Source organism: Erwinia sp. V71 (assembly GCF_965644245.1).
GTDB lineage: Bacteria > Pseudomonadota > Gammaproteobacteria > Enterobacterales > Enterobacteriaceae > Erwinia.
Genome location: NZ_CBFFRK010000140.1, coordinates 1 through 12,191, shown reverse-complemented (window position 1 = coordinate 12,191; position 12,191 = coordinate 1). Strand labels below are relative to the sequence as shown.

The window sequence follows — 12,191 nt, the reverse complement described above, 5'->3', positions numbered from 1 at the left end:
GGGCATCGTGAAAAGTCTATGTCAAAGAAAGGGTTATGTTCTCATAATTGACGATTAAATCGCACCTTCCTTAAATAACGACTGGGTTAAAGGCCTCTTTTTCACGGCCATTGGCGCTGACTCGCATGCTGCCATACTGGCGCGCGCACTCGGCATAGCGATGTTCATCGATACCGCCGGGCAGCGCACACAGCAATGGCAGGACGGTGAGCCAGTGCGACTGAGGATGGATTCCGGTGACATTGCGTTGGCTCGCATCGAGCCGTAATAGCGGAATGCTATTTCCGGAGATTCATTCCGCGGGCATCGTGCACAAAATTAGTGCGTAAGAGCAAAATACCTGTGATGCAGTGATAGTTGATAAATTGATATTTTCTGCGACGGACGATTGTTATTTTTAGCAACCGTTTGCGCATTCGTTTGCCTGGAAAAAATAAATTTTTATCAATTGAATTTAATGTGTGCCGATTATTTTCCTTTTTCTGGCATGCGGCTTGCAGGTAATCGTTAACTGACGAACATTGTTAATTAACGACCCACTGCACGTGTTGATGCAATTAACAGCAAACCCGGCGCGATCTTTAATTCAGCACATTGTCTTCATTAACGTATTTCAATGTACTGAATATTAACGCTTAACGCGGATATCACCGCAGGGGTTGCTGCTGGCATGGCACGACGCTGGAAAAGGTGATCACATGATTCAATTCCTGCTAAATAACACCCTTGTGCAAGAGGCGCATCTGGATCCCAACCTCACCGTACTGAATTACCTGCGCCGTCATCGTCAGCGAACCGGCAGCAAAGAGGGATGCGCATCCGGTGACTGTGGTGCCTGTACGGTGACACTGGGGCGGGTGGACGCAGGGCGAATAAAATATGAAACGGTGAACAGCTGCCTGACGCTGGTCAGCGCGTTACAGGGTAAACAGCTGATCACCGTGGACGATCTGCGACAGGGTACGGAGTTGCATCCGGCACAGCAGGCGATGGTCGACTGTCATGCTTCGCAGTGCGGCTTCTGTACACCCGGTTTTGTTATGTCGCTGTTCTGCCTGCAGAAGCAGCAGGGTGACAAAGATCGCCATCAGATTGAGCAGGCGCTGGCAGGCAACCTGTGCCGTTGTACCGGCTATCGTCCGATTGTCGCGGCGGCGGAACAGCTCTGTGCTCAGCCTTCAGCCGACCGCTTTGACCAGCAGGAAGCCAGCATCGTACAGCGGCTGGACGCGTTGCAGAGCGCGGAGACGGAGGAGTTAACGGACGGCGTGAATCGCTGCCTGATGCCAAAAACCGTCGCGCAGCTGGCGCAGCTTTATCAGCAATATCCGCAGGCTAAGCTGGTGGCGGGCGGCACCGATCTGACACTGGCGATTACGCAGCAGTATCAGGCGTTGCCGCAGCTTATCGCGCTGGCGTCTGTCGCAGAACTGAAGCAGTGCAGCGAAAGCGCAACGCATTTTGAGATAGGCGCAGCGGCGTCCCTCGACAGTTGCGGCCAGTTTCTTGCGCCGCGCATCCCGGCATTCAGCGAGATGCTGCAGCGCTTTGCCTCGCAGCAAATCCGCTATCAGGGCACGCTCGGCGGCAATATTGCCAATGCTTCGCCGATTGGCGATGCCTCACCCACCTTACTGGCGCTGAATGCGACCCTGCGTTTACAGCGTGGTACACAACAGCGTGAACTGCCGCTCGATCAGTTTTTTACCGGCTATCGCCAGACGCGGCTGGACGCGGGCGAATTTATTCACAGCATTCTGATCCCGAAAAACAGCGTATCCGCCGATTTCGCGGCCTGGAAAGTGTCGAAGCGGCTCGATGATGATATCTCTGCCGTCTTCGGCGCGTTCAACCTGCAACTGACCGATGGCCGGGTGACGCAGGCGCTGATAGCGTTTGGCGGGCTGGCGGCGACACCGCAACGTGCTTATGCCTGTGAAGCGGCGCTGATCGGCCAGCCGCTGAATATGGCTAGCGTCGAACAGGCCTGCCGCGCGCTGGCGCAGGATTTTCAGCCGCTAAGCGATTTCCGCGCCAGCGCCGCCTATCGTCTCCGTGTGGCGGGCAACCTGCTGCGCCGCTATACCCTGCGCCATCACGGCGAACTGGCTATCACGGAGGTGACGCGCTATGTCTCATAAACCACCGGTTCTGAGCGATGAAGCGATTGCTGCGCAGTTCGCCACCCCCCTGCAAAGTGGTGTGGGCCGCAGCAATAAACACGAAAGCGCCGCGAAGCATGTTGCCGGAGAGGCGCTGTATATTGACGACAAACCGGAACTGCCGGGCACGCTGCATCTCTGCCCGCGGCTCAGCGAGCATGCTCATGCGCGCATTGTTTCCATAGACCTGCAGCCCTGTTACGCGATTGCCGGCGTGGTCAGCGTACTCAGCTGGCAGGATGTGCCGGGCGTCAACGATGTGGGTCCGCTGGAAGCGGGCGATCCGCTGCTGGCGCAGGAGAAAGTGGAGTATGTCGGCCAGGTGATCCTGGTGGTTGCGGCGGCGACGCCGGAAGCGGCGCGTCTCGGCGCAGAAGCGGCCGTCATTCACTATGAGGTGTTAACACCGATGCTCGATGTGGAGCAGGCGCTGGCGTGCGGCAGCTATGTGCAGGAACCGCATGTGCATCAGCGCGGGGATGCCGACGCGGCACTGGCGCGTGCGCCGCATCGTATTCAGGGGCAATTCCATATTGGCGGTCAGGAACATTTCTACCTCGAAACCCAGATTGCACTGGTGATCCCCGGTGAAGACCAGAGCCTGCAGGTGTTTTCATCAACGCAGAACCCGACAGAAGTGCAGAAGCTGGTGGCGCAGGTGATGGGATTGTCGATGAACAAAGTCACCATTGATATGCGGCGCATGGGCGGCGGCTTTGGTGGCAAAGAGACGCAGGCGGCAGGCGTAGCCTGTTTATGCGCGGTGGCGGCACGTCAGAGCGGAAGGCCGGTGAAAATGCGTCTGGCGCGGCGTGACGATATGCGCATGACCGGCAAGCGTCACCCGTTTTTCGTGCGCTACGATGTCGGCTTTGACGACGACGGACGTTTTTGCGGGGTGAAAATCGATCTGGCGGGCAACTGCGGCTATTCGCTGGATCTCAGTGGTTCGATCGTCGATCGCGCCATGTTCCACGCTGATAACGCTTACTACCTCGGCGATGCCACGATTACCGGTTATCGCTGCCGCACCAATATCGCCTCTAACACTGCCTATCGCGGTTTTGGCGGGCCACAGGGCATGGTGGCGATTGAGCAGATAATGGATCACATCGCCCGCGAAACCGGGCTCGATCCGCTGGAACTGCGCAAACGTAACTATTACGGCAAAACGGAACGCAACGTTACCCATTACCACCAGCAGGTGGACGATAACCTGCTGCCGGAGATCACCGCACAGCTGGAAGCCAGCAGCGACTATCATGCGCGGCGCGCGGCGATTCGCCAGTTTAACGCCCGCAGCCCGTACCTGAAACGCGGGCTGGCGCTGACGCCGGTGAAATTTGGTATCTCCTTTACCTCCAGTTTTCTCAACCAGGCCGGGGCGCTGATCCTGATTTACACCGACGGCACGGTACAGCTCAATCACGGCGGTACGGAAATGGGGCAGGGGCTGAACACCAAGGTGGCGCAGATTGTCGCCGAGGTGCTGCAGATTGATGTCGATAAGATTCAGATTACCGCCACAGATACCGGCAAGGTGCCGAATACCTCACCTACCGCCGCGTCGAGCGGCAGTGATCTTAACGGTAAAGCGGCGCAAAACGCGGCGGAGATTTTGCGTGACCGGCTGACGACGATGCTCTGTCAGCTGCATCAGTGCGAAGCGAGTGCAGTGGAGTTCCGTAATGGCATCGTACGTGCGGGCAATAAACATTACAGCTTCGCTGAAGTCGCGCAGCTGGGCTGGCTGAACCAGGTGCCGCTGTCCGCAACCGGTTATTACCGCGTGCCGGGCATTCATTATGATCGGCAGGCCGGGCGCGGCAACCCGTTTTACTACTTTGCTTATGGTGCTGCCTGCTGCGAAGTAGTGATCGATACGCTGACCGGCGAATACCGTCTGCTGCGTGCGGATATTTTGCATGACGTCGGTGCATCGCTGAATCCGGCGATTGATATCGGCCAGGTCGAGGGCGGCTTTGTGCAGGGTGTCGGCTGGCTGACCTGCGAAGAGCTGGTGTGGAATGAGCAAGGCAGGCTGATGACTGACAGCCCTGCCAGTTACAAAATCCCTGCCATCACCGATGTGCCCGCGGACCTGCGCGTCAGCCTGCTGGAGAACCGTAAGAATGCACAGGACACGGTATTCCACTCGAAAGCCGTCGGCGAACCGCCATTTATGCTGGGTATTGCTGCGTTGTGCGCACTGCAGGATGCCGTCGCCAGCGTGGCGGACTATCGTCTTCATCCACAGCTGGATGCCCCCGCCACGCCGGAGCGGGTGTTCTGGGGCGTACAGCGTCTGACGGAGGTCACCGATGTCTTATCATGACTGGATTACGGTGCTGCACCGCCTGCGTGAGCAGCGTCAGAGCTGTGTACTGGTCACAGTGCTCAGTGAGCGAGGCTCAGTGCCGCGCGACAGCGGCAGCAAAATGGTGGTGACGGCGGACGACAGTTTTCTCACCATCGGCGGCGGGCACCTGGAGTTTCAGTGTATCCGCCAGGCGCGTGAGATGTTAAGCGCCGGTACGCAGTCACCGCACTGCGAAGACTTCTCCCTTGGTGCGCGTCTTGGCCAGTGCTGTGGCGGGATGACGCGTATTCTGTTCGAACCGCTGATGCAGCAGCAGCCCGCGGTGCATGTCTTTGGCGCCGGACATGTCGGCCAGGCGCTGGTCAGTCTGCTGACGACCCTGCCGTGCCATATCCACTGGATTGACAGCCGCGATGGGCAGTTTGCCCGGGTCCCGCCAGGTGTCACCGCATTGCAGCCGGAAGACCCGCTGGACTGCGTCGCCAGCGCTGCACCGGGCAGTTACTTTATCGTGATGACCCATCACCATCCGCTCGATCTGGCGCTGTGCGAAGCGATCCTGAAACGCGGTGATTTTCGTTATGCCGGGGTGATTGGTTCACAAACCAAGGCGCAGCGTTTCCGCTACCGGCTGGAGGGTAAAGGTGTGAACCGCGAGGTGCTCAGCCGCCTGCGCTGCCCGATGGGCTTGCCGGAGGTGACGGGCAAACTCCCTGCCGAAATCGCCATCGCGGTGGCAGGGGAGATTATCAGTGTTTATCAGCAGCAGGCCGCGCAGGCTGCCTGCCCGCCACAGTTGTCGCAGGCGGGCTAAGCGTGGCGGCGGCTTAACTGCCGCGGTAGGTTGACCACGACCAGGGGGAGATCAGGAACGGCAGGTGATAGTGGCCGCCTGTCGGGCTGACAAGAAAATCGATCTGCGCGCTGACATACAGCGATTCGCGCCCAGCGGCGTGGAACCAGTCGCCAATGGCGGCGGTCAGCCGGTAGCGGCCCGCAGGCAGCGCGTCGGGCGTCAGATCCGGGATGCGGCCATCCTGATTGGTGACCGCCTCTGTCAGTGTGTGCCAGCCAGCATCACGGTGCTGCTCCAGCAGTACCGTCACGCCAGCGGCCGGTTGCCCGTGGGCGGTATCGAGAATATGGGTGCTGAGGGTGCTCATTCGCTGATAACTCCTTGCAGTCGTAACAGGGTGATTTCACGTAACTGGTTCAGTGCTTCCAGGGTTTCCTGTTCGTCGCTATTGCTTAACCGTTGCTCCAGCGCCTGCAGTATTTCGCCACCACTGCGTCCTTTGGCGCGGATCAGGAATACACGGCCAAAGCGGGCTTCATAGCGGGCGTTACCGTCGCGCAGTGCCTGAGCCAGTGCCGCGTCGCGATCGTTCACGGCCGCCTGCTCCTGGCGTGACAGGGCATTTTCCGCGCTGCTGGCAGCAGGCTTTTCGCCGATACGCGGATGTGCGCTGAGCGCCTGGTTTAAATCGGCGGGTTGCCAGTGGCTGGCGGCATCACTGGCGGCCAGCAACAAGGCGTGGCGATTCGGGTAAGGCCGTCCCTGCACCAGCGCATTGCTCCACGCAGGCAGCGCGACGCAGGGATGCAGCAGCGTCAGCGCTGCTGTCGGTTCAAGCTGGTTGAAGTCATTCAGTGTCACCATCGCTGCTCCTGTTTGCTTTTCTGTCAGTACGTTAGCAGGTGTGCATTGTCAGTCCAGTAATGCATATAGCATGCCAGCGGCGGCATGGCGTGAGGCAGTGCGGTGGTGGTGAAACGTTAGAACCGAAAAGTGGTGTATCGGAAACGAATGGTGCAGTACAGGCCCTGCTGTCGGCTGTCAGTGCATCATTATTGTGCATAAAAAGACCCTTATACCGCCGCAGCGCTGATCGGACCCGTCTGCGGGCTGGTATGAAAATTGCTGAATAGTGGTTATGGCTCATCACAGGAGAGTGCGATGAAAGCGTTAGTAATTGGTGCGGGCATTGGCGGGTTATGCGCGGCGGTGGCGTTAAAAAAAGCGGGCATCGACTGTGAAGTTTTTGAAGCCGTAGCGGAGATCAGGCCGGTTGGAGCGGCGATCTCGGTCTGGCCTAATGGCGTCAAGTGCATGAACCATCTCGGCATGGGCGACATTATGCGCAACTTTGGCGGCCCGATGCACTACATGGCGTATCAGGACTACCGCCAGGGGCAGACGCTGACACAGTTCAGTCTCGCGCCGCTGGTGGAACGTGTCGGCGAACGGCCTTATCCCATTGCCCGGGCGGAATTGCAGGGACAGATGCTCGATTTCTGGGGGCGGGAGTCGGTGCAGTTCGCCAAACGGGTGGTGCGTATTGAAGAGCAGGCAGACGGCGTGACCGCCTGGTTCAGCGATGGCAGCTGCGCGCACGGCGACTTCCTGATCGCCGCAGATGGCACCCACTCTGCGATCCGGCCTTATGTGCTGGGGTATACGCCGGAACGACTCTACTCAGGTTATGTGAACTGGAACGGCCTGGTGGCGACGGACGACGCGCTGGCTCCGGCGAATCAGTGGACCACCTTTGTCGGCGAAGGCAAACGTGTGTCGCTGATGCCGGTGGCGAAGGATCGCTTCTACTTCTTTTTCGATGTGCCGTTGCCGCAAGGGCTGACGGAAGATCGCACCACGCTGCGCGATGATCTGACACGCTACTTCCGCGGCTGGACACCGCAGGTGCAGCATCTGATTGCGGTGCTCGATCCGCAAACCACCAACCGTATTGAGATCCACGATATTGAGCCGTTCAGCCAGCTGGTGCGCGGTCGGGTGGCATTGCTGGGCGATGCCGCGCACAGCACCACGCCTGATATCGGCCAGGGTGGTTGTGCGGCAATGGAAGATGCGGTGGTGCTGGGTGCCGCGTTTGCCCACGGCGTGCAGATTGAAGCTGCGCTGCTGGATTATCAGGCACAGCGCTGCGATCGGGTGCGTGACCTGGTGCTGAAAGCGCGTAAGCGCTGCGACCTGACGCACGGCAAAGATATGGCGCAGACCCAGGCGTGGTATCAGGAACTGCGTCACGAAAACGGCGAACGCATTATGGCCGGTCTGTGCGACACCATTCTGGCCGGGCCGCTGGGGTGAAACCTGTCAGCTGTTATCTGTATCCGTGATATCACAGGAGCCGTATGAGCAAACCGACGATGCGCATTCGCGCCAGCTTTTTTGACTTTCTGGCGCCTGCAGAGACACCGCAGGCGATCGCGGCGCAGGCGCGCTATCTCGACGATGGCGTGCTGACGCTGCATGACGGGAAAATTGTCAGTCTGGAGGCCTGGCAGGAGGGGCATCATCGCCAGTCGTCAGAGCTGATCGATCTGCGCGGCAGGCTGATCGTCCCGGGTTTTGTCGACAGTCATATTCACTATCCGCAGACTGAGATGATCGGTGCGTTTGGCGAACAGCTGCTGGAGTGGCTGAATACCTATACCTTCCCGGTGGAGAGTCAGTACCATTGTGCTGACTATGCCGCCAGCATGTCGGACTTTTTCCTGCAACAGCTGTTATCGAATGGCACCACCACTGCGCTGGTGTTTGGCACGGTGCATCCGCAATCGGTCGACGCGCTGTTCAGTGCGGCCGAACAGCGTCAGATGCGACTGATTGCCGGCAAAGTAATGATGGATCGCAACGCGCCGGACTATCTGATTGAGTCGGCTGCCGAGAGTTATCGCCAGACGCGGGAGCTGATTCAGCGCTGGCATGGGCGCGGGCGTCTCAGTTATGCCCTGACACCGCGCTTTGCGCCCACCTCATCGGCGGAACTGCTGGCGGCGGTACAGGCATTGCGTGAGGAGTTTCCCGATGTCTGGCTGCACACCCATCTCAGTGAAAACCAGGATGAGGTCGCCTGGGTGAAAGCACTGTTCCCTGAGCGTCGCGGTTATCTGGATGTGTACCACCATCATCAGCTGACCGGGCGGCGCAGCGTATTCGCCCACTGCATTCATCTGGAAGAGGAGGAATGGCAGTGCCTGCACGACACCGATTCGGCGATCGCTTTTTGTCCCACCTCAAACCTGTTTCTCGGCAGCGGTCTGTTTAATCTGTCACGCAGCTGGCAGCAGGGCGTGAAGATTGGACTGGGTACGGATGTTGGTGCAGGCACCACCTTTAATATGCTGCAAACCCTGGGCGAGGCGTACAAAGTGGCGCAGCTGCAACAGTACAAACTGAGCGCCTGTGAAGCGTTTTACCATGCCACGTTAGGCGGTGCGCGGGCGCTGGATCTTGATGCGGTAATTGGCAATTTTGCGGCGGGCAAAGAGGCGGATTTTGTCGTGATTGACCCGGCGGTTTCGCCGTTGCAGCAACTGCGCAGCGCGAACAGCAAAGATATCTGGGAACGGTTATTTGTACTGATGACGTTGGGGGATGACCGCAATATTGCGCAGACATGGGTGAATGGGCAGTGCGCGTGGCGGTGGGAAGGGGCCTGATATTCCTTCCCCCGCAAGCGGGGGAAGGAGCGAACTTACGGTAACGCGTAAGCGATCACATAGTCGCCACGGTTATCATTCGTGCCGGTACGGGTGGCGCCACCCGCCACCACCACAATGTACTGCTTACCATCTTTGCCCATATAGGTCATTGGTGCACCCTGCCCCCCCACAGGCAGACGGCCACGCCACAGCTCCTTACCGGTGCTGTTTTCGAAGGCACGCACATAGTAATCCAGTGAACCGTGGAAGAAGGTCAGACCGCCTTTGGTCACCAGCGGGCCACCCATGGTTGGCATACCCAGTGGGATATGCACACCCGGCACCACACCACCTACCGGTGCATCCTGGATACTGCCGACCGGCACCTGCCAGCGGGTTTTACCGGTAGTCAGGTCGATAGCGGTCATCGAACCAAACGGCGGTTTAAAGCACGGCACGCCCAGTGGTGAGACAAACATGGAACGTTCCACACCCCACGGTGTGCCTGTCTGTGTCGAGTATTCACCTTCGGTGCTCGGCTTCAGACCAGAGCGAATCGCCTCGTCCTGCCTAATGAAGCGGCCCCATTGCGCCATACGAATGTCGTTAACGATCAGCGTGCCGGTGGACATATCCAGCGCGCCGCCACCCCAGTTAAAGCCACCGTAGTAGCCAGGGTAGATCAGCGTTCTCTGCTTATCAGACAGCGGTGTGAATTCACCTTCCCAGCGCATCTCTTTAAACTGAATACGGCAGTACAGCTGGTCGAAGATCGACGCGCCCCACATATCGCTCTCTTTAAACGCGGTGGTGCCGACGGAGATCGCCGAGTAAGGCTGAGTTTTTGCCACGTTCATACCCGGCATCGCATCGGTTGCCACATTGCGATACTCAACGGGCACCACCGGTTTGCCGGTACGTCGGTCGAGGACAAAGATCTGTCCGCGTTTGGTCAGCTGGATCACCACGGGGGTGGTGGTGCCATCTTTGCCGGGTAAATCGTACAGAATCGGTTGCGAAGAGACGTCATAGTCAAACTGATCGACATTGGCGGTGCGGAAATGCCAGCGCTCTTTACCGGTTTTCAGTTCCACCGCGACAATCGAGTCGTTGTACTCATCAGAATACGGATGACGGTTGCCGGTCCAGAAGTCTGGCGTCTGATTACCGGTCGGGAAGTAAGCCAGGCCGAGTTTAGGATCGTACGCAGCGGTTCCCCAGAAGTTCGGCGTTTCAATGGCATAGGTTTCACCTTCCGGCAGTGGCGAGCTGTCTTTCGCGCCGCGTGAAGCATCCCACGCCCACAGCAGTTTACCGCTGCGCACATCAAAGCCACGCACCACGCCAGACGCTTCACCCACGGTCAGGTTATCATTCAGCTTACCGCCGATCATGATCACGCCATCTGCCACCAGCGGTGCGGAGGTGAGGTAGTAAGAACCGTCTTTCTCCGCAGAAGGGCCGAGGCCATTCAGCAGATTAACAAAACCGTGGTCGCCAAAATCGTCACACAGCTTGCCGGTTTCTGCGTCCAGAGCAAACAGACGCGCATCCACGGTGGTGCTGATAATACGTTTGCGACAGGTAGCAGCAGGCGGAGCGGCGGCATCCGTCTGTTCCTGCGGCAGGGAGGTCAGGTCGCTGTAGCTGACGCCACGGCAGCGTTTCCAGCTTTTGTTGGATTCGGTTTGTTTGATTTGCGGGTCAAAACGCCACTTCTCTTTGCCGCTAATCGGATCCAGCGCAATCACTTTATTCAGCGGCGTACACATATACATGGTGTCGCCCACTTTCAGTGGTGTGGTCTGGTATTCAGCACCATCAATCGCCAGATCGCCGGTACGGTAGGTCCATGCCACCTTCAGATCTTTCACATTGCCGGTGTTGACCTGGCTGAACTGAGCAAAACGCTGGCCAAGGGTATTGCGTCCCCAGGCGGTCCAGTCATCGCCGCTGTTCTCTTCCGCGCCCTGGTCGATCACTTTCGGCGCGTCATTGCTGGCTTCCACTTCCGGGTGAACACGGAACATGCCGGCAAAGATCGCCACCAGTGCAACCACCAGCGCCGCAGAGAGTCCGCCGGACACTTTGCAGGACAACGGTGCAGCACCATTGGCTTTGGTGAAGGTGGGGGAGAACAGAGTGGCCACCAGCGCGATCACCAGGAAGGTGATGGTACGTGGCACCAGCTGCCAGAAATCGCTGCCGACTTCAGCAAACGCCCAGATCAGACTGACGATCAACAGCGCCCAGGCGAGCGCCAGGGTCCAGGGTTTTTTCTTCAGCAGGCCAACGCCACTGCCTGCCATCGCCAGACCTGCTGGCAGATAAAACCAGGAACCGCCCAGCGTGATGAGATAAATACCTCCTCCCGCCAGCGCCAGTCCGAGGAGGATAAATATCACTCCCAGAATAATAGCAACAACATTAATACTACTTTTCATGATGAATCGTTTCCCAAATGGAATCCATGCCTCTACCGCCTGTCAATAAACAGGTGATCAGTGGTGATAGTGAATAATTTACTGGTGAGTATGATGCGGCTTATTCCTCCATAAAAAGACAAAGCGAGTCCTCAATAGCTGGCAGTCAGCTATTGTGCGAAAAAAACAATTTATCCGCCGCGTCAGCGATGCAGCGTTATTGCGGGAGAAACCGAATCTGTTTCCCGGCGATATTATTTCTGCATCACAGCGTTGACCCTGATAATTACAGGGGTATAACCGCAACGCAGTAGATTTACGTTAACAGGGGAGAGATATTGATAAGTGATATGGCATGATGATTCCCTGTCCCAAATAGATATAAAGTTTACCGCGGTGACTATTTATTGCTCAGAATAGCGACAGCTTAATGAGATATTATTATTTTATAAAAAATTATTTAACATCCATAAACCACCATATCATGTACATTTGCCTAACAAAAGACGGCAAACACCTCAAAAAAACCTCAAAATGAAATTTACCATTAAGCAAATCGCGGTACAGGCAGGTGTCAGCAAAGCGACGGTGGATCGCGCACTGCACAATCGCGGCGCGGTGCATGCCCGCACGCTGCGCCGTATTACGCAGGCGCTGCAGGATCTTGAAACCCAGGAACGCTCCAGTCTGGCGGCAGGAAGAACCCTGCAATTTGATGTGATTATGCATACGCCTGAACGCTTTAGCCGGCTGGTGAGTCAGGCGCGAATTCAGATAATAAGTGCAACGCTTGGTCATGTGGATGGAGGGACGGTTAGCTACCGATAAGCTATCCTG

General features: G+C 57.6%; 10 protein-coding genes. 7 read left to right on the top strand and 3 right to left on the bottom strand.

Translation table 11 applies throughout. From position 1 onward, the window contains the following. Window positions 1-58 precede the first annotated feature (58 nt). The 4 genes from ACSZO1_RS19710 (at window position 59) to xdhC (ending at window position 5,296) form a co-directional block, all read left to right on the top strand. A complete protein-coding gene (locus tag ACSZO1_RS19710; protein ID WP_437615678.1) occupies window positions 59-268 on the top strand; it encodes a PEP-utilizing enzyme in 210 nt (69 codons plus the stop codon). Between the two features lie 430 nt (window positions 269-698). Then, window positions 699-2,141 (top strand): xanthine dehydrogenase small subunit, encoded by a 1,443-nt coding sequence (gene xdhA / locus ACSZO1_RS19705; protein WP_437615676.1) that lies wholly within the window; start codon window positions 699-701, stop codon window positions 2,139-2,141. Further along, the gene (gene xdhB / locus ACSZO1_RS19700) at window positions 2,131-4,497 is read left to right on the top strand and encodes a xanthine dehydrogenase molybdopterin binding subunit (RefSeq protein WP_437615674.1); all 2,367 of its coding nucleotides are present in this window, start codon (window positions 2,131-2,133) and stop codon (window positions 4,495-4,497) included. Before xdhA ends, xdhB begins: the two co-directional genes overlap by 11 nt. Next, window positions 4,484-5,296, top strand: coding sequence for a xanthine dehydrogenase accessory protein XdhC (gene xdhC, locus ACSZO1_RS19695; protein WP_437615672.1), 813 nt, complete (start codon window positions 4,484-4,486; stop codon window positions 5,294-5,296). The genes xdhB and xdhC overlap by 14 nt, the downstream gene beginning before the upstream one ends. Before the next feature lie 13 nt (window positions 5,297-5,309). Here the strand turns inward: xdhC and uraH are convergent, their stop codons facing one another. Both uraH and uraD read right to left on the bottom strand, forming a co-directional pair. Further along, entirely contained in the window at window positions 5,310-5,645 is a 336-nt protein-coding gene (uraH, locus tag ACSZO1_RS19690; RefSeq protein ID WP_437615670.1) for a hydroxyisourate hydrolase, read from the bottom strand. Then, entirely contained in the window at window positions 5,642-6,142 is a 501-nt protein-coding gene (gene uraD, locus ACSZO1_RS19685) for a 2-oxo-4-hydroxy-4-carboxy-5-ureidoimidazoline decarboxylase (protein ID WP_437615668.1), read from the bottom strand. The genes uraH and uraD overlap by 4 nt, the downstream gene beginning before the upstream one ends. A 297-nt stretch (window positions 6,143-6,439) precedes the next feature. Here uraD and hpxO point away from each other — a divergent pair, with 297 nt between their 5' ends. Both hpxO and guaD read left to right on the top strand, forming a co-directional pair. Then, window positions 6,440-7,594: an FAD-dependent urate hydroxylase HpxO gene (gene hpxO, locus ACSZO1_RS19680; RefSeq protein WP_437615666.1), complete on the top strand. Its 1,155-nt coding sequence runs from the start codon at window positions 6,440-6,442 to the stop codon at window positions 7,592-7,594. Between the two features lie 44 nt (window positions 7,595-7,638). Then, window positions 7,639-8,949: a guanine deaminase gene (guaD, locus tag ACSZO1_RS19675; protein ID WP_437615664.1), complete on the top strand. Its 1,311-nt coding sequence runs from the start codon at window positions 7,639-7,641 to the stop codon at window positions 8,947-8,949. Between the two features lie 35 nt (window positions 8,950-8,984). Here guaD and ACSZO1_RS19670 read toward each other — a convergent pair whose 3' ends face one another. After that, a complete protein-coding gene (locus ACSZO1_RS19670) occupies window positions 8,985-11,375 on the bottom strand; it encodes a membrane-bound PQQ-dependent dehydrogenase, glucose/quinate/shikimate family (RefSeq protein WP_437615662.1) in 2,391 nt (796 codons plus the stop codon). Between the two features lie 513 nt (window positions 11,376-11,888). Between ACSZO1_RS19670 and ACSZO1_RS19665 the strand changes: the two genes are divergently transcribed. Beyond that, entirely contained in the window at window positions 11,889-12,182 is a 294-nt protein-coding gene (locus tag ACSZO1_RS19665; RefSeq protein ID WP_437615660.1) for a helix-turn-helix domain-containing protein, read from the top strand. Window positions 12,183-12,191 lie beyond the last annotated feature (9 nt).

Coding starts and splice junctions, on each gene's coding strand:
- xdhA (WP_437615676.1), top strand. CDS start 699: ATGATTCAATTCCTGCTAAATAACACCCTTGTGCAAGAGGCGCATCTG.
- xdhB (WP_437615674.1), top strand. CDS start 2,131: ATGTCTCATAAACCACCGGTTCTGAGCGATGAAGCGATTGCTGCGCAG.
- xdhC (WP_437615672.1), top strand. CDS start 4,484: ATGTCTTATCATGACTGGATTACGGTGCTGCACCGCCTGCGTGAGCAG.
- uraH (WP_437615670.1), bottom strand. CDS start 5,645: ATGAGCACCCTCAGCACCCATATTCTCGATACCGCCCACGGGCAACCG.
- uraD (WP_437615668.1), bottom strand. CDS start 6,142: ATGGTGACACTGAATGACTTCAACCAGCTTGAACCGACAGCAGCGCTG.
- hpxO (WP_437615666.1), top strand. CDS start 6,440: ATGAAAGCGTTAGTAATTGGTGCGGGCATTGGCGGGTTATGCGCGGCG.
- guaD (WP_437615664.1), top strand. CDS start 7,639: ATGAGCAAACCGACGATGCGCATTCGCGCCAGCTTTTTTGACTTTCTG.
- ACSZO1_RS19670 (WP_437615662.1), bottom strand. CDS start 11,375: ATGAAAAGTAGTATTAATGTTGTTGCTATTATTCTGGGAGTGATATTT.
- ACSZO1_RS19665 (WP_437615660.1), top strand. CDS start 11,889: ATGAAATTTACCATTAAGCAAATCGCGGTACAGGCAGGTGTCAGCAAA.